Below are 16,491 nucleotides of genomic sequence, written 5' to 3'. Positions count from 1 at the left end.
TGGCTTGGTAGCTGTTAGCTCCAGCCACACATGATGCGAGTGTAAGTCGTTTTCGAGCCAGTATTCATTGATGTTGTTAGATTTCACGTATTTTCTTGAAGATCAGAAATGATATCCTAGCGCAACAATAACTCCAATCAACAACTGACGCAACTGGCCAGGAAAAATTGCTCAATTTTAAGATACCTGACCATCTTGAGCTATCAATCTCGGCGATTTAAACAGTTCGGTTTTTCATTAAATACTGGTTAAAAAATAAAAATGCATAAGCCTAATTATCAAATAGAAGATATATCATCGGCCTATCGTAAATTTAAAAGTTTAATTTACTATGATAAAAATGACTTAAGCACAAGAATTAAGTTGGCTAAATTCGAAACAGGCCTCGACAAAAAGCTACTAAATATTCTTGATGTCGTAAATTATCGCGATCCTTGTCGTCATGTTGATTTCGTAGCTTGGGTCGAAGACATAGGTTCACGGATCGTACCGAAAGGCATAGAAAGCGAACCCGAACGCACAGTCGAGGAAAATGGGATTTTTATCAGTAACTTTTTATCTTATAAAAAACTCAATGTTAAAAAAGTAAACTATTTTTTTGATGGGCCTATAGAATTACAGATAATTGCAACTCTGTGGATTATTCATGAAGGCAAATATTTAGATTATATGCTCGGAAATGAATGTTATGGCTCTAGATTGGAAAGCGACGCGACTCTCAAAGAAGAGAGCTCTCCAAAATTATTTATCCGGTATCATGATTTGTATAAGAGATGGCGGGACGGTGGGATAAAAAAAGCTCGACAGATGTTAGTTGAGGAAAAAACTAGCGTATGCATTTTAGGGCTCGACATCCAGGAATACTATTACCATATTGATTTTGATTACAAAGAGGCAAAAAAAATAATTCAGGAGAAGATGGCTTTAGAAAGTAGTAAAAATGGTCTTATTGATTGTTTGGAAATAATTTCAAAAAAATATAAAAGCGAAATAAATTCGCATTTACCTTTTTCTCATGACTCAGATGCGCTACCAACCGGGTTGCCCATCGGCATGATTTCATCGCCGCTACTTGCTAACTGGCATTTAAGAAAGTTTGATTTTGAAGTTAAGGAAAAGATACGGCCTTCCTATTATGGAAGGTACATCGATGACATTTTTATTGTAATTCCTGCACCAGCCGGGTTTTCAGAAAATAAAAAACCCATAGAGTATTTTATTAGCGAAATACTGGTAAAAAATACTATACTTAAAACATTGCCGGATGATCGTTATGAAATAAATAGCGTGCCAGGACTCTATCTTCAACAAAAGAAATGCATTCTTCAGCATTTTGACATCAACCATTCCATCGCGGCACTAGAAAAATTTAAAAAAGAACTAGAGGCCAATAGTAGTGATTTTCTATTGCTTCCGGTAGATGATAATGAGTCATCTCTAGAAGATGTGGCCTATGACTTACTATATGATGGTTCTGTCAATAAGTTTCGTAGTGTAAAAGGAGTAGCTGAGAATAGATATGAGTTAGCCAAACATTTGGCTCGTCAGACCATGTTGCATCTTCTAACTACAGATAAATTCGAAATTGACACCAGAAATGGATTATTGAATTTCTTTAAAGGTAAAAATGCCATTGACTTCCATGATCTATGGGAACGAGTTTTAACATTTTTTGTTGTCTCTAGGGATGCAAAAGGTTTTAACGTTTTCTGTAAGAATATCGAACTAGAAATTGAGAGAATAAATTTTAAGTCGAGTGTTGATATAACGTTACTTCTGAGGGAAAACCTGTCAACGCATCTCAATTTATCAAAATGTATGGCTAGTACGCTAGATCTAAATGCGGATGATTTTGATGATTCTAGAAATTCTCTAAGTGGAAAAATATGGACGTCAAATTTAATCAGACATCATTTTGTCAGGATTCCTTTAATTAACTATACAAGTTTTAGAGGATCACTGATAGGTAACGAGGCTAGTAGTAACTTACGATTAAATTCTCGAAAAATTAAATATTCTCCGCGATTTGTAAATTTTGACGAGTGCATAATTTTAATTACTTCGAAAATTCTAAAATATCACTCAGCTAGTTCGCAAGTGGATTACATAGTTGCGGAGGCTGAAAAATTATTTTTCCGAATTAATGGAAGACTGCAATCTGGAGTCGAGGTTGTTAAGGAAGAAGAGGGCAGCGATGAACTTTGACGAAATCAGAATAGGGATGGAAAACCTTGATCTAAATAAAAAGATAAGGATCGCAGTTGCTAATATTCCGCTATCTGATTTAAATGTTGAAGCAAGTTATTTGAGGCGACCGGTCGTTAGTAGATCTCGACTTAAGCCGTTCTCTAGTCTTTTGAATGAGATATCAGCATATCGAGATTTCAACGGTGATAAGATTGATTTAGTGATATTTCCAGAGGTATCTATCCCGCATATTTGGGAACCAATGATCGTTGCTTGGGCAAGAAGGCATAATATTGGTATTATTGCAGGACTTGAGCATAGAATTAATGGCGAGGGTGAGGCAATTAACGAAGTTTTGGCTGCTTTACCATATAGGATGGAGTCTGGTCATGTGGCTTGTATGCCGGTTAAGCGCGTTAAAAAATTTTACTCTCCAGAAGAAAAATTTATTCTTGAGAATGAGTACCTGAAAGTACCTAATTCGAAAAATGTGCCACTTCATTTGTTTCGGTGGAGAGGGGCAAGTTTTTCCATATATAATTGTTTTGAACTTACTAGTATTGAATGTCGTGGAATTTTCAAAGGGCGGGTCGATTTTATTGTTGCTACGGAATTTAACAAAGATGTTAACTATTTCTCTAATATTATGGAGGCGGCATCAAGAGATATTCATTGTTACATAGTTCAAGTAAATGATTCCTGCTTCGGTGATTCTAGAGTGATAAGCCCATCTAGGACAGAATTGATGAATCCTTTACGGATTAAAGGTGGCGATAATTTAACTTTTTTAACAATGATTTTAGATTTGGAGTCGCTTCGTATCCATCAAAGAAAGGACTATGGTCTTCAAAAAGACTCTATTTTATTTAAGCCAACTCCGCCGGGTTTTGATAAAAAACTAGTAGAGGAACGTTTTAAATTTGGAGTGGTTGATGGAAAATAAATTAGAACAGGGAAAAATCTTTATGGAATATGCGGTTCAAGTTAGCACAATAGCTGTGCCCTTCATTGCCTTTATTGCTTTGATTGTAGCTATCTGGCAAATTAAAGCTGGGAGAAATGCTGCGCAACGAGCCGCTGCATATACGATATATCAAGCTTATCTCAAACTCGCAATGGACAATCCCATGTTCAGTTCTCCAGATAAAGAAAAAATTATGTCTAATAAAGAAATTCTTTCTCGATATAAATGGTATGTTTCAAATATGCTTTTATCTTTTGAAGAGATATTATTAATATCCCATCGGCAAACTGATTGGAAGACTGCATTGGAATCACAACTAAAAACACATGCGTGGTACCTAGTCAATTCATCTTCAGTTCGCCGTGGTGATTGGAAACCAGGATTGAGGTTGTTAATAGCAGAAGTCCTCGAGCGTGAGGTAGGGCGAAGGGACTTGGCACGGATCAGCCGACAGGAATTTCTGAAATACATCAACGGTGCCAATTAAATTTTTTGCAAATTTTTATAGAATTAAAATTAGGAGTGGCTGCGATATCTCGACGCTGTTGAATAAAGTGCAGGCCGTCGTCTTTCAATTTCTTTGAATAAAAAATGAAGCTACTGTATCAGCCTAGGCTAGGAGGTAGCGAGACAACCAAATGGTCTTGGCGTTCGGATGCGACTGCTTTTCGGTGAGATCGAAAAATTGTAGGAAGCTGCGGCGGTCGAGCAACTGATATTCAAGTGCATCGGCAGCCATATTGTAGAGTTGCCGGAGCACTTGGATTTTCACCATCAGCAGTCTTGAATATCGCGGACGACCGCCTTTGGCGCGGACGGATGCGGTGCTGCACCATCAATACTGATGGCCAGCGCTTCGAAATCCACATGCTTGGTCAATCTGGCCAGAGGATTGCCGATCTTCGCACCTATGTGCTGCAAACAGGCTGATCCGGGGCTTCGTCATCACAGGAACTCGCTGGACGTGGTCATTGGCAGAAGTTTGCCGATACGGCTCAGCGAGTGGTAGATTTTTAGAGGCGGCCTTAACTGAAAATTTCCGCATGAAGATCGTTCATTGCCTCATTGAAATCCTGACCGTCGTCCGACTGATCGCTATGTAGTAGCGCTAGTAGAGCCACATTCTCTTTGATAGATGAGTAGCGTTCAGCTCCCATGCAAACAAAAGAAGGTTGGCCACTTTCTGTTACAACCAAGTCCGCCCGTCCCTCTAAAAAAGCTTGGCCAATTTCTTGAGCGTGCTCTGCGAGGTAAGAGAGCGGTTTGATGTCGCGGGAGATGCGCATGATTCTTTCCTCGTAAGGGACAAGTATTAAGTGTACTGTCTTTGGATGGGGCGCATCAAGAATCTTGGTTAAAGTTACTTGCATTGATCATTGTCTCTGGCTAGCCGTAGCTCTAAAGTTGTGGCCAGTATGGGCCGATGCTCTTTTACTTAAATTAAATAATTTATTTATAAGAATCAATGGCTTACGGGGATTAATCGGCCGGATATTTGATTTATTTTTTTGTGGCAATAACCATCAGCCTCGAAGGCCGAAGTTTTATGTCGAAGAAAGCCTTATGGAATAAGGTCTTCTTTGAAGGTTATTTAAAATACCATGATTGTGGCAAATGAGTTGCCGCAAAATTGAAATTTTTGTGAAAATTCAATTTAAAATCAATGGGTTAAAAACCGAGGTAAGGCCTTCTAAGCTGAGGGTCACAGGTTCGATTCCTGTTGGGCAGGCCAAAATTTCACTTCGAGGGTGGTTGGGCGTAGATCACGATAGGCGTTGGCGGCGAGGCTTTCGGCGTTGCGTTGTTAATCAGAACCGCAGTAATCGAAGTCGATATTGCCACCCCGGCTAAAACCGTTGCGACCATCCACTTGACTAGTTCGGCCTGCGAATTAGCGATTTTCGTAGCGACTTCTTCCCGAATCGAGTTGAACCCCGATTGCATAGCCTGTTCCATCGTGTCCAGTCTGTTATTCGTCGCATCCAGTCTGTTATTCGTCGCATCCAGTCTGTTATTCGTCTCATCCAGTCGGCTATTCGTCGAGTCCAGTCGAGAGTTCATCGCATCCAGGCGGGAGTTTGTTTGTTCTTGATATGCTTTGGCGTCGAGCGACAGCGTGGCTGCGATGGCCTCCGCTTTGGCGTTCATGTAGTCCCTGTCCGCTGGGGTGTTCATAGGAATATCATTATCCTCGCCACCGACAATGTCAAACGGGTCGGTGTCGCGACTTGATTTAGCTTGCCTGATACACTATGCCACTGACAACTAACAGCGGGTGGCATAGTGACTACAACGACATTACCAAGCTGGGCAACAACAGAAGAAACCTGTTTATGGCTCAGCGAAAAAACCGGATCATTGTGGAATCTGGCGCGCATGCTGGAGGGCGGTTTAACACCACATGTCTGGCTCGACTATTCCGTGGAACATAGCGGATTGTTCGCCGAAGGCATTACCCGCTATCCGGCACCGATATTCTTTGTCGATGATATCAAAAGGCTGACGGATGGTAGTGCCGATGTCCTGATGCGCATGACGCGCGATTCGGATCGTATATCGTTTAAATTAAAACCGCCGGGAATAAGCCAGCCGCTGGATGCGCTCCGGTTCTTTAATCGCGACGTGGCCCAGTTTGCGGAAGATATATTGAATCCGAAAGAAGTTATCGAGGTTCCGGTCGAGATTCCCAAAGGTTTGAGCAAAGAGGAGATTATTTATCTGTTCGGCGGCATGGTGAAAATGGACCTGGCTAAATCTCTGGCCGATGCCATCGGCATATTCGGCGATGACGGCGCCCGCGTGAGAAAGAACTCTCGGGCCGGTAAAAATTCTTATCTCTGGAATCCCGTTACCTTGGCGCTGGGTTTGAATGACGTCTATCGCGTGCCGATGCCGCGTTTGAAGAAGGCGTTCGCCACACTGGTGGAACTTAAGCCTTGGAAAGACGCATGGAACGAGTCCTTGCATCTGTTGGGCGAGTAGAGGCGTGCTAAAAATTGGCTTGTACGCGCCGTTTTCTGGCGCGTACGCGAGGAGGAGCTGAATGACTATCGACTTCCTGCATTTCACGCCGTGGCCCGCTTTCGCCGGCGGCGTGCTGATCGGCCTGGCCGCCGCCATACTAATCCTGGTAAATGGCCGGATCGTAGGCATCAGCGGTATTCTGGGTGGATTGTTACGGCCAAATAAAGGTGACATTACTTGGCGTTTGGCATTTATTGCTGGAATAATTATGGCTGCGGTGATTTACAGCATGTTTTATGCTTTGCCGGAGACGCAAGTCGATGCTTCCTGGGTGATGTTAATCGTCGCAGGTTTGCTGGTCGGTATTGGTACTCGCTATGCTTCAGGCTGCACAAGCGGACATGGCGTCTGCGGTATCTCGCGCAGATCGCCGCGCTCGATTGCGACGACCATGATATTTATGGCTGCCGGTTTTATTATTTCCGGTATGGCGAATCCGGCCAAGGTATTAAATTTTCTGGACCTCGCGGGCAACTGGGATCCATCGCTGGCATTCGTCATGGCGGTTGCAATCTTAATCGGATTTTTTGCTTTTTTTATGCTTCGCATCGTAAAACTACGCTGCTTGGCAAGGAATTGAAGTTACCCACCGCATCGAACATCGACCACCGTCTGATATTCGGCTCGATATTATTTGGCGCGGGCTGGGAATGGGCGTGCCGAAGGCGGCTTTATTTGTCTTGGCGATGCTGGCGGGCATGGGACTGTTCGAGGTGATCGAACGGCGTCGCGGTGGATAAGTTCTCGCTGCGACAAATTTGCGCAGCGAGACTTTTGTTATCCTAAACAAGCACTTAGATTAGCCTGGTCCGGCTTGTTAACAAGCTTATCCACAGAATTTGTTAACAACCCCGTCAGAAGCGATAACGCGCAGTCAGCTGCACCGAGCGGGGCGCGCCGGGCAGGTTCAGGTTCTTGCTGCTGCCGTGGCCGGCCACCGTGTACTCGCGGTCCAGCAGATTAAGCACGTTCAGCGTCAGGTCGATGCCGCGGTCGCGATAATAGGCCATCGCGTCCATCGTCACGAAACTCGGCAGGACCACGGTGTTGCCCGGATTGGCAAAACGGTCGCCGACGTAATTCACACCGCCGCCGACGCCGAAATGACCTGCCAGCGCCTTCGTCAGCCACAGATTGGCGCTCTGTTTCGGCGTCAGCGTCGGCTGCTTGCCTTGTACCGCCTGGCCGTCATCCCTGGCTATCGAGGTCACAATTTCCGCGTCCAGGTAGGCATACCCGGTCCACACCTGCCAGCCATCGCCCAGATTGCCATTGAAGGTCAACTCCACGCCGTTGGTTCGTTGCGTGCCGATGGGAATCAGCTTGTTGGTGACCGGATCGCTGGACTTCATATTGTCGCGCGTCAGTTGGAACAGCGAGACCCCGGCCGTTGCGCGGCCGCCGAGCAGATCGTACTTGGCGCCGATTTCCTTGTTCTTGGTGATTTCCGGCGCGATATCGGCATTGTTCGCCGCCAGCGCGAAGCCTTCTCCCGACGGCTGGAAGGAGCGGCTGAATGAGGCGTAGTAGGCCTGTGCAGCGCTTGGCTGGAACACCAGGCCGGCGCGCGGGCTCCAATTGCGGTCGGTGCGCGAAACGTTGGCCACGCCGACTCGGCGTTCTTCGGTTTCCTGCTCAAACTTGTCATAACGCACGCCGGCCAACGCTTTCCACTGTGGCGACAGGCTCACCAGATCCTGCACGTACGCGCTGGACACTTTGAAAATCCCGGTATTGTTCGCCGTCGGCGCGCCGGCGGCGGTAAATGGCACCACCGGTGGCACTGGATTGAACAATGAGATGGTCGCGATATTGGCTTGCGAGCGCACCAGTTGATCCTTGTTCTGCTTGCCGAATTCCACGCCATACAGCACCGTATGCTGCATGCCGCCCAACTCCGCGCGCTGGGTCAACTCGGTTTGGTTGCTGTAGCCGTCTTCGTCGCGTGCGACGTTGCCGCGCGTAAGCGACGCGGTTTTCGCGGCCTCGTTGACCGAGCCGATCAAGGTGTTGTTGCGGTCCAGGGTGTAATCGTAGCGGCGGAAGGCGTTACGGATCGAAAACTGCTGATTGAAGCGGTGGTCCAGCGTGAAGCCAAATGCGTGGACGCGCGATTCGCTGTAATCGAAGTCCCTGGCGTTGGCCGCGCCGTAATAGGTGCTGGCGGGCACGTCCACCGGACGGCCCTGGTAGGATGGGTTGCCGAAGTCGGTCAGGCGCTTGTCATGCAGATATTCGGCTTGCAGCAACAGCAGCGTGTCCGCGCCCAGCTTGAATTGCACCGACGGCGCCAGCGCTTCGCGCTGCAGGAATTGCTGGTCGCGATAGCTGTCGGCGTCTTCCACCGCGCCGGTCACGCGGAAAGCGACGCCTTGCTCGCCGAGATTGCGCGCCAGGTCGAATTCACCGCGTTTTTGTCCCCAGCGGCCGGCTTGCAGGCTGATCTCGCTGCGTTCGATGCCAGGTTTCTTGGTGATCCGATTGATCATGCCGCCCGACGAGCCACGCCCGTACAGCACCGAAGCCGGGCCCTTGACGACCTCGACTTGCTCGATATTCGACAGATCCCTGAAATACAGCGCATCGTCGCGCATGCCATCGACAAATTGATCGCTAATGGCGCTAAAACCTCGTATCGTGACTTGATCGCGTTGCCCGTCGCCGGTCGACATGCCGATGCCGGGCACATTTTTCAGCGCATCCTGCAGCGAGCGCGCGCCCTGATCGTGCAGCAATTGCTCGGGCACGACGTTGACGGTTTGCGGAATATCGCGCAACGGCGCGTCGATCTTGGCGCCGCTGGAGGAGGAGGTGGGGCTGTAGCCGCTATCGCTGGCGCCGGTGACGGTGACAACTTGCAGTGTCTGTTCAGACGCCGCGCCGGTTTGTGCCAGCGCGGCGTTGGAAATGGTGAAGCCGGCCAGCATCAGCGCCAGCGGGGTCTTGTTGAGTGCCATCGTTATCCTTGAAGTAGTTTGCTGCTGGCTACTTCGTCGTACGAGGATGGCTGGCTAGATGAGAATCGTTATCAACAAGATTATGCCCTCGCCTTGCAATTAGCGCAAGCCTGGCAACACTTGGACTTCTATGCCCGATTGCATGGATGGCGCGTGATACACCCGTTGCGTCGCCTTTTGGAAGTCTTCCGGCTTGGCTTTCGGGATGTCGACGAAGGTTTGCGGGTTCAAGTCCACCAGCGGGAACCAGGAACTCTGGATCTGCACCATGATCCGATGGCCGCGCCGGAAGGTATGGTTGATGTCGCTCATGCTGTAGTTGACGGCTTCCACATTGCCCGGCGTGAACGGCTGCGGCTTTTCGAAACCGTTGCGGAACTTGCCCCGCAGCGGATCGCCGCGCACCAGTTGCTGATAGCCGGCCATGGTCAAGGTCGGCGGCGGCACGTCCTTGCCGCGCTCCTGTTCGTCGCCGCCCGGATAGGCGGGCGGATACACGTCGATCAGCTTGACCACCCAGTCGGCGTCGGTGCCGGTGGTCGAGACGAACAGCTTGGGTTTGACCGGGCCGGACAGCGTGACGTCTTCCTCCAACGGCTCGCTGCGATAGGTCAGCACGTCCGGACGGGTGGAGGCGAAACGCTGGTCGCCGACCATGTATTCCTTCGGCGCGCCGTTGGCCGGATAGGCGGTGAACGGCACCGGCTTGCGCGGATCGGCGACGTATTCGTCATAGTCCGCGCCGGCGGCCGGGGCGGCTTGCGTCCAGCCCAGCGTACCGTTCGGGCCGAGGTACAAGGTGCGCGCCTGGGCCTGCTTCGGCGGCCAGGCGGCGTAGTTGCGCCAGACGTTGCTGCCGGTTTCAAACGCATACACCTCGGAGACGTTTTTGTTCGCCACGCCCTTCAGGTGCTGTTCGAAGAACGGGTACAGGATGTTGCTGCGGAAATGATCGCCGGTCTTGGCGTCGAACTTGACGTAGCCCAGGCTTTGTCCGTCGTTGCGGCCCCAGCCGCCGTGCGACCACGGTCCCATCACCAGGCCGTTGTAGATGCCGGAATTGTTGCGCTTGATGCTGCTGTAGGTGGTCAGCGGGCCTTGCAGATCTTCCGCGTCGTACCAGCCGCCGACGGTCAGCACGGCCGCCTTGATGTTCTTCAGGTGTGGCGCGATATTGCGGCTTTTCCAGAAGCCGTCGTAGGTCGTGTGCTCGATGGTCGGCATCAGCAGCGCGCGTTGTTTCGGCGTCAGCGTGCTGGTGATGTTGGCCAAGGTCAGGTGCTTGAGGAAGAATTCATAGCCGTCCGCCGTGCCGTAGTCGAAACGGTCCCAGGTCTTCGGCAGCGGCGTCGGGTTTTCCGCTTCGACGAAGGCCGAATAGAAATCGAAATTCGCCGCCAGCATGAAGGCGCCGCCGTGATACGAGTCGTCGTTCATGTACAGGTCGGTGACCGGCGCCTGTGGCGACGCGGCCTTGATGGCCGGATGCGAGTCGATGATGCTGGCCGAGGTGTAGAAGCCTGGATACGAGGTGCCCAGGACGCCGACCTTGCCGTTGTTGTTGGCAACGTTCTTCAGCAACCATTCGACGGTGTCGTGCATGTCTTCGGCCTCGTTGCCTTCGCCCTTGGCGCGCTTGGGATTGACGTGCGGCGTCATTTCCTGCCACTTGCCCTCCGACATGTACCGGCCGCGCACGTCCTGCTTGACGAAGATGTAGCCGCTGTTTTCAAACTCTTGCGACGGTCCGATGTGCTCCGGGTAGAAATCCACGCCGTAGTGCAGTTCGCCACCGGCGGTCACGCCTGCGCTGTAGGGCGTGCGCTGCATCAGGAAGGGGTAGCTCTTGCTGGCATCCTTGGGGACATAGACCGCGGTGAACAAACGCGTGCCGTCGCGCATCGGGATGTGGAATTCGTATTTGGTGTAGTGCTCGCGCAGGCTGTATTTCGGCGGGCCGCCGGCATCGGCGGCGTTGGCGTGGGCGGAAATTCCGCCGAGCAGCAGGGACAGGGCGAGTGCGGTCAGACGATATTTCATGAATTCCTTCGTGATGAAAAGAGAAACATAGACCAGTGTAATGCCAGTGGATAACTTTTGCTGCGGAAAATTTGCGCAAGCAGATTTTCTTGTTCAAAAACAGTACCTTGACTATAAGCAATGCAGCTTGTTAACAGCCTTATCCACAGAATTTGTTAACAACCCGAAGCCGTCGATGCCAGGGATTCCCGGGAGGTATCGTGTCGAGGCCGCAGCGGAACCGGCCTAGAATTCGGGTGGGAGGATGCTATGAACAAGCCGCTTGCGTTATGGTCGATTTCACTACTGGGCCTGGTCTTGTGCTGTGGCCGTGTGGACGCGGCGGCGCCCGATCCGCCGAGCGGCGGGGAAAAAGCCGCCAAGGGACACAAGATCGACCGTTCCGGCAAGACGCGCAAGGGCAAGGCTTCGTACTACAGCCGCCATTTCAACGGCAAGGAAATGGCCAACGGCGAAAAGCTCGATCCCGCCAGCAACCAGGCCGCCAGCAAGGTGCTGCCGATCGGCACCACCGCCAAGGTCACCAACCTGGATACCGGCGACAGCGCGGTGGTGGTGGTCAAGGATCGCGGCCCCTATGTCGACGGCCGCATCATCGACGTCACGCCCAGGACGGCGGAGAAGCTGGACATGAAAAAAGAGGGTGTGGCCGATGTCGCCGTCACGCCGCTGCAACTGCCTCCCAAGCCCGACGATGATAAGAAATCCGAGAAGTAATACGCCGTCGCCCCATTGCAGCAGCGACGCTGCGGTGGCGCCTTCAGCTGTACAGCGGGGAAAACACTTTCCGCTGGAACGGATTGATGTCCTTCTTGAGCAAATGCGGCAGGTAGGGATCGTTGATGAACAATTGCGACTTGTAGAAAGAATCGGTCCCTTCGCGCGCTTCCAGCACCAGCCGGCGTATGCTTTGGGACAGGCAGTATTGTTCGATGCGATTCAGGAACCAGTGGCCGATACCCTGGCGGCGGAATTTGCTTGAAATAATCAACTCCGAAACGAAGCAGAATTCCGGCGGCGCCAGTTCCAGCCGCGCTATGCCGATCTGCTTGCCCTTCGCCTCGACGCTGACCCACTGTACCTTGCCGCGCGGATCGTGAGCCTTGTTCTGCGGCGTCGCGCCTTCCATCTCAGCATCCTTGCGCCAGGCCAGCAGCTGCTTGTTCGACAGGGGCGCCTTGAGCGGGCGGAATTGCAGGTCTGCGGTCATATACGTGTTCCAGCTAGGTGATTCACGTAGGGTAAGGCGCGCACGCCTGCCGCGCAAGGGCGGATTTGTATAAATTGTTGTCGCGGGCTTGTGCGAAAATGCCCAGGTCGGCGCCGCCGGGCGCCCGCCTCGCACAGGACTTCTATGACCGACCGCTATTTCTACCAGCCCGCGCAGGGCCACGGCCTGCCGCACGATCCGTTCAACGCCATCGTCGGCCCGCGTCCGATCGGCTGGATCTCGACCCGCACCGAGCGCGGCGGCCTGAACCTGGCGCCGTACAGCTTCTTCAACGCCTTCAACTACACGCCGCCGCTGATCGGCTTCTCCAGCCAGGGGCGCAAGGACACGCTGCGCAACATCGAACACAACGGCGAGTTCGTGTGGAACCTGGCCACGCGTCCGCTGGCCGAGGCGATGAACGCCAGCTGCGCGCCGGCGCCGCCGGACGTCGACGAGTTCCAGCTGGCCGGTCTGACGCCGACCCCGTCGCGCATCGTCTCCGTGCCGCGCGTGCTGGAGAGTCCGGTGTCATTCGAATGCAGGTGCAGCCAGATCATCCGCCTGCAAAGCGCGGCCGGCGAGGACACCAACGGCTGGCTGGTGATGGGGGAGGTGGTGGGGGTGCACATCGCGCATGAACTTCTGCGCGACGGCATCTATGACACGGCGGGCTCGCAGACCATCCTGCGCGGCGGCGGCCCGGCCGATTATTTCGAGATCGGTCCGGACAATCTGTTCCGCATGCGGCGGCCGGATTATCCGTGACCTGATCAGTAGCTGTAGAACATGCGCTGGATCTGCTTGCTGTCGCTGGTCCTGGTCAGCGCCAGCATCAGCAGGATGCGGGCTTTTTGCGGGTTGAGCGTATCGGCCGCGACGAAGTCCAGTTCGTCGTCGTTGGCCTCGCCGTTGCGCGCCACGATGCCCTGGCCGACGCGGCTGGCCCGCACGATCAGCACGCCCTGTTTGCGGGCGGCCGTCAGCGACGGCGTGACCTTGGCGGCCAGGCTGCCGTCGCCGACGCCGGCGTGGATGATGCCCTTGGCACCAGCGGCCACGAGCGCGTTGAGTGCAACTGGATTAACATTGGCGTAGCCGTAGACGATGTCCACCTGCGGCAGAGTGTCGATCTTGCTGACGTCGAACTCGGTGTCGGCGGTGTGCTTGCGGGTCGACACGTGATAGAAGTACGGCTTGTTGCCCTGGATGTAGCCCAGCATGCCCAGTTCCGGCGTCTTGAAGCTGTCCGGGGTCGAGGTGTTGGTCTTGGAGACGTCGCGCGCGCCGTGGATCTGGTCGTTCATCGCCACCAGCACGCCCTTGCCGACGGCGTCCTGGCTGGCCGCCAGCAGTACCGCGTTGTACAGGTTGATCGGACCGTCGGCCGACAGCGCGGTGCCCGGCCGCATGGCGCCGACCAGCACCACCGGCTTCTTGCTCTTGACGGTCAGGTTGAGGAAGTACGCGGTTTCTTCCAGCGTATCGGTGCCGTGGGTGATGACGATGCCGTCGACGTCGGGCTGGGCCAGCAGCACGTTGACGCGCTTGGCCAGCGTCAGCCAGTAGGCGTCGCTCATGTTTTCGCTGGCGATCTGGAACACTTGCTCGCCCTTGACCTGGGCCACCTTGGCCAGTTCCGGCACGGCCGCGATCAGGCGCTCGACGCCCACGGTGGCGGCGGTGTAGCCGACCGTGGTGGTGCTGCTGGCGCCGCTGCCGGCGATGGTGCCGCCGGTGGCCAGGATGGTCACGTTGGCCAGCTTTTCGGCTGCCCCGGCATAGGAGGCCAGCAGCATGGCACAGGCCAACAGCGCTTTGACGAGGCGGACGGAATGGAAGTGGAAGTGGGGCATGCGGCGATCTCCTGATCAGGCGGGTAAGCTTGGGATATTAACAAATCCAGTGCCTGTCAACAATGTACGCCGTTGTTGCGTTAAAGTGCCAGTGCTTGATTATAAATATAAAAGAGAAAACATTATGAATTTGGCTAACATGATCCGGCTGGTCGCCCCGCTGGGTGCGGCGCTGGTTCTGACGGTGACGCTGGCCGCGTGCGGCAAGACGGCGGCGGAGAAACAGCGCGAGGAGGCGGCGACGCAGACCAGCCTGGGCGAAAAATATGTGAAAGAAAAAATTCTCGAACCGAACCAGGCGCAATTCCGCAACCAGCTGGTCGGCAAGGGCGGCGCCAGTTGCGGCGAGGTCAACGCCAAGGACGCCTTCGGCGCCTATATCGGCTATCAGCGCTACATCTCGGTGGCGCGCGATCTGACGCTGCTGGCGCAGGACGTGTCGCCGGCCGAGTTCGAGCAGCAGTGGCAGCAACTCTGCCGCTGAATACAGGCTATGATTGCCGTATAACGAACGAGGACACGGCATGGAACACACAGCAGGGGGCGGCGGCAGCATCGTCAGTGCCCATCTCGCATCATCCGACATCGGCAACCGCCGCCACCAGATTTTCCCGATCCTCAGCGAGGATCAGTTCGAAGTGCTGCTGCGCTACGGCGAGCGGCGCCGCTTCGCCGCCGGCGAGATCCTGTTCCGCCAGGGCGACCGGCATATCTCGATGTACGTCATCATCTCCGGCACGGTCGAGATCGAGCGCGGCGGCGCGCTGGGCTCGGCCATCATGGGCACCCACGGCCCCGGCATGTTCACCGGTGAGATGGGCACGCTGGCCGGCCGCGCCGCCGTCGCCACCGCGCGCGTGGTCAGCGACTGCGAGCTGATCGTCATCGACGAGGAATCGCTGCGCACGCTGGTGATCTCCGAGGCGGCGCTGAGCGAAACCATCATGCGCGCCTACATCCTGCGGCGCGTGGCCTACATGCAGGACCAGACCGGCGGCGTGGTGATCTTCGGCGCGCGCCACTCGCGGGCGACGCTGATTCTGCGCCATTTCCTCAGCCGCAACGGCCAGCCGGCCGCCTACTTCGACCTCGATCAGCACCAGGAAACGGCGGCGCTGATGGAACGCTTCGGCGTCACCGCCGCCGACATCCCGGCGGTGGTGACGCTGTCCGGCGAGGTGTTGCGCCAGCCGACCGTGCGCCAGCTGGCCGACAGCATCGGCCTCAGTCCCGACAATCTCGACGGCCGCACCTTCGACCTGGTGGTGGTCGGCGCCGGCCCGGCCGGACTGGCGGCCGCCGTGTACGCGGCGTCGGAAGGCTTGAGCGTGGCGGTGCTGGACGCCAAGGCGCCGGGTGGGCAGGCCGGTTCCAGCTCCAAGATCGAAAACTACTTTGGCTTCCCGACCGGCGTCTCCGGCCAGGCGCTGGCGGGACGCGGGCTGTCGCAGGCGCGCAAGTTCGGCGCCGAGGTGGCGGTGCCGGTCAGCGTCAGCGCGCTCAATTGCGAAGGTCACGTGTTCGACATCAGCATCGACAGCGGCGAGAAGGTGGGCGCCAGATCGATCGTCATCGCCACCGGCGCGCGCTACCGCAAGCCGGATTTGCCGGAGCTGGAACGCTATGAAGGGCGCGGTGTCTACTACAGCGCCTCGTTCATGGAAGCGAACTTCTGCGCCAACGAAGAAGTGGTGATCGTCGGCGGCGGCAATTCGGCCGGTCAGGCGGCGGTGTTCCTGTCGGGGCACGCCAAGCATGTGCACATCGTGGTGCGCGCCGACGGCCTGTCGGCCAGCATGTCACGCTACCTGATCCAGCGCATCGAGGCGGCGCCGAACATCACGCTGCACGTGCGCAAGCGCATCGTCGAGCTGCAGGGCGACGACAAGCTGGAACGCATCTGCTGGCAGGGCGAGGGCGACCAGGTCAAGGTCGCGCCGGCGCGCCACCTGTTCCTGTTCCTCGGCGCCGAGCCGAATACGGCGTGGCTGGGCGACTGCGTCGCGCTCGACGACAAGAACTTCGTGCTAACCGGGCCGGATGTCGGTCCGGACGCCGGTCGCGCCAGATGGCCGCTGGAGCGGCCGCGCCACTTCCTGGAAACCAGCCACCCGCGCATCTTCGCGGTCGGCGACGTGCGCAGCGGCTCGGTCAAGCGCGTCGCGGCGGCGGTGGGCGAGGGCTCGGCCGCCGTGCAATCGCTGCACCAGGCGCTGGCTTCCGATTTTCCGCCAGAACCGCCGCCGGCGTAGC

The 16,491-nt window shown here is 54.4% G+C and carries 14 protein-coding genes and 3 pseudogenes; 10 read left to right on the top strand and 7 right to left on the bottom strand.

The window, feature by feature from the left end; translation table 11 throughout:
- Positions 1 to 261 precede the first annotated feature (261 nt).
- Genes GW587_RS06055 through GW587_RS06045 form a run of 3 tightly spaced genes read left to right on the top strand, consistent with a single transcriptional unit; the run spans position 262 to position 3,638 of the window.
- On the top strand, positions 262 to 2,205 hold the full coding sequence (locus GW587_RS06055; RefSeq protein WP_166099902.1) for an RNA-directed DNA polymerase: 1,944 nt from the start codon (positions 262 to 264) through the stop codon (positions 2,203 to 2,205).
- Positions 2,195 to 3,130: a carbon-nitrogen hydrolase family protein gene (locus GW587_RS06050; protein WP_166099900.1), complete on the top strand. Its 936-nt coding sequence runs from the start codon at positions 2,195 to 2,197 to the stop codon at positions 3,128 to 3,130. The genes GW587_RS06055 and GW587_RS06050 overlap by 11 nt, the downstream gene beginning before the upstream one ends.
- A complete protein-coding gene (locus tag GW587_RS06045) occupies positions 3,120 to 3,638 on the top strand; it encodes a hypothetical protein (RefSeq protein ID WP_166099898.1) in 519 nt (172 codons plus the stop codon). Before GW587_RS06050 ends, GW587_RS06045 begins: the two co-directional genes overlap by 11 nt.
- Positions 3,639 to 3,761: 123 nt before the next feature.
- On the opposite strand, the pseudogene GW587_RS06040 reads toward GW587_RS06045, so the two are convergent.
- From GW587_RS06040 to GW587_RS06030, 3 genes and pseudogenes are all read right to left on the bottom strand, one after another.
- A pseudogene (locus GW587_RS06040) lies at positions 3,762 to 3,950 on the bottom strand (transposase); the annotation flags it as partial.
- A 226-nt stretch (positions 3,951 to 4,176) separates the two neighbouring features.
- On the bottom strand, positions 4,177 to 4,437 hold the full coding sequence (locus tag GW587_RS06035) for a hypothetical protein (RefSeq protein WP_166099894.1): 261 nt from the start codon (positions 4,435 to 4,437) through the stop codon (positions 4,177 to 4,179).
- 451 nt (positions 4,438 to 4,888) lie between these two features.
- Positions 4,889 to 5,326, bottom strand: a complete 438-nt coding sequence (locus tag GW587_RS06030) for an SNARE domain-containing protein (protein WP_166099892.1) — start codon at positions 5,324 to 5,326, stop codon at positions 4,889 to 4,891.
- 108 nt (positions 5,327 to 5,434) lie between these two features.
- Between GW587_RS06030 and GW587_RS06025 the strand changes: the two genes are divergently transcribed.
- The 3 genes and pseudogenes from GW587_RS06025 (at position 5,435) to GW587_RS31185 (ending at position 6,915) form a co-directional block, all read left to right on the top strand.
- On the top strand, positions 5,435 to 6,133 hold the full coding sequence (locus GW587_RS06025) for a hypothetical protein (RefSeq protein ID WP_166099890.1): 699 nt from the start codon (positions 5,435 to 5,437) through the stop codon (positions 6,131 to 6,133).
- Positions 6,134 to 6,194: 61 nt separating this feature from the next.
- A pseudogene (locus GW587_RS06020) lies at positions 6,195 to 6,593 on the top strand (YeeE/YedE family protein); the annotation flags it as partial.
- Positions 6,567 to 6,915, top strand: a pseudogene (locus GW587_RS31185) (DUF6691 family protein). The pseudogenes GW587_RS06020 and GW587_RS31185, both read left to right, overlap by 27 nt.
- Before the next feature lie 114 nt (positions 6,916 to 7,029).
- Here the strand turns inward: GW587_RS31185 and GW587_RS06015 are convergent.
- Positions 7,030 to 9,132, bottom strand: coding sequence for a TonB-dependent receptor (locus GW587_RS06015; RefSeq protein ID WP_207393357.1), 2,103 nt, complete (start codon positions 9,130 to 9,132; stop codon positions 7,030 to 7,032).
- 99 nt (positions 9,133 to 9,231) lie between these two features.
- Positions 9,232 to 11,172 carry a CocE/NonD family hydrolase gene (locus GW587_RS06010; protein WP_166099885.1) on the bottom strand — a complete coding sequence of 647 codons (1,941 nt, stop codon included), beginning with the start codon at positions 11,170 to 11,172 and terminating at the stop codon, positions 9,232 to 9,234.
- 249 nt (positions 11,173 to 11,421) lie between these two features.
- On the opposite strand from GW587_RS06010, the gene GW587_RS06005 reads away from it, so the two are divergent.
- Positions 11,422 to 11,889 (top strand): septal ring lytic transglycosylase RlpA family protein, encoded by a 468-nt coding sequence (locus tag GW587_RS06005; protein WP_166099883.1) that lies wholly within the window; start codon positions 11,422 to 11,424, stop codon positions 11,887 to 11,889.
- Positions 11,890 to 11,932: 43 nt separating this feature from the next.
- Here GW587_RS06005 and GW587_RS06000 read toward each other — a convergent pair whose 3' ends face one another.
- Positions 11,933 to 12,382, bottom strand: a complete 450-nt coding sequence (locus tag GW587_RS06000; protein ID WP_166099880.1) for a GNAT family N-acetyltransferase — start codon at positions 12,380 to 12,382, stop codon at positions 11,933 to 11,935.
- Positions 12,383 to 12,526: 144 nt separating this feature from the next.
- Here GW587_RS06000 and GW587_RS05995 point away from each other — a divergent pair, with 144 nt between their 5' ends.
- On the top strand, positions 12,527 to 13,150 hold the full coding sequence (locus tag GW587_RS05995; RefSeq protein ID WP_166099877.1) for a flavin reductase family protein: 624 nt from the start codon (positions 12,527 to 12,529) through the stop codon (positions 13,148 to 13,150).
- Positions 13,151 to 13,155: 5 nt separating this feature from the next.
- Here GW587_RS05995 and GW587_RS05990 read toward each other — a convergent pair whose 3' ends face one another.
- On the bottom strand, positions 13,156 to 14,238 hold the full coding sequence (locus GW587_RS05990; protein WP_166099875.1) for a type II asparaginase: 1,083 nt from the start codon (positions 14,236 to 14,238) through the stop codon (positions 13,156 to 13,158).
- 124 nt (positions 14,239 to 14,362) lie between these two features.
- Between GW587_RS05990 and GW587_RS05985 the strand changes: the two genes are divergently transcribed.
- On the top strand, positions 14,363 to 14,722 hold the full coding sequence (locus GW587_RS05985; protein WP_229259308.1) for a hypothetical protein: 360 nt from the start codon (positions 14,363 to 14,365) through the stop codon (positions 14,720 to 14,722).
- A gap of 40 nt (positions 14,723 to 14,762) precedes the next feature.
- Positions 14,763 to 16,490, top strand: a complete 1,728-nt coding sequence (locus tag GW587_RS31595) for an FAD-dependent oxidoreductase (protein WP_166099873.1) — start codon at positions 14,763 to 14,765, stop codon at positions 16,488 to 16,490.
- Position 16,491 lies beyond the last annotated feature (1 nt).

Source organism: Duganella aceris (genome assembly GCF_011090165.1).
Classification (GTDB): Bacteria; Pseudomonadota; Gammaproteobacteria; order Burkholderiales; family Burkholderiaceae_D; genus Rugamonas; species Rugamonas aceris.
Note: the sequence above shows the minus strand (reverse complement) of the source record. Positions and strands in the feature narration are given on the sequence as shown.

Bases quoted from the DNA above. Each gene is read 5' to 3' on its own strand.
- GW587_RS05990 (WP_166099875.1), bottom strand. From the start codon at position 14,238: ATGCCCCACTTCCACTTCCATTCCGTCCGCCTCGTCAAAGCGCTGTTG.
- GW587_RS31595 (WP_166099873.1), top strand. From the start codon at position 14,763: ATGGAACACACAGCAGGGGGCGGCGGCAGCATCGTCAGTGCCCATCTC.
- GW587_RS06045 (WP_166099898.1), top strand. From the start codon at position 3,120: ATGGAAAATAAATTAGAACAGGGAAAAATCTTTATGGAATATGCGGTT.
- GW587_RS06005 (WP_166099883.1), top strand. From the start codon at position 11,422: ATGAACAAGCCGCTTGCGTTATGGTCGATTTCACTACTGGGCCTGGTC.
- GW587_RS06000 (WP_166099880.1), bottom strand. From the start codon at position 12,382: ATGACCGCAGACCTGCAATTCCGCCCGCTCAAGGCGCCCCTGTCGAAC.
- GW587_RS05985 (WP_229259308.1), top strand. From the start codon at position 14,363: ATGAATTTGGCTAACATGATCCGGCTGGTCGCCCCGCTGGGTGCGGCG.
- GW587_RS06035 (WP_166099894.1), bottom strand. From the start codon at position 4,437: ATGCGCATCTCCCGCGACATCAAACCGCTCTCTTACCTCGCAGAGCAC.
- GW587_RS06050 (WP_166099900.1), top strand. From the start codon at position 2,195: ATGAACTTTGACGAAATCAGAATAGGGATGGAAAACCTTGATCTAAAT.
- GW587_RS06030 (WP_166099892.1), bottom strand. From the start codon at position 5,326: ATGAACACCCCAGCGGACAGGGACTACATGAACGCCAAAGCGGAGGCC.
- GW587_RS06015 (WP_207393357.1), bottom strand. From the start codon at position 9,132: ATGGCACTCAACAAGACCCCGCTGGCGCTGATGCTGGCCGGCTTCACC.
- GW587_RS06010 (WP_166099885.1), bottom strand. From the start codon at position 11,172: ATGAAATATCGTCTGACCGCACTCGCCCTGTCCCTGCTGCTCGGCGGA.
- GW587_RS06055 (WP_166099902.1), top strand. From the start codon at position 262: ATGCATAAGCCTAATTATCAAATAGAAGATATATCATCGGCCTATCGT.
- GW587_RS05995 (WP_166099877.1), top strand. From the start codon at position 12,527: ATGACCGACCGCTATTTCTACCAGCCCGCGCAGGGCCACGGCCTGCCG.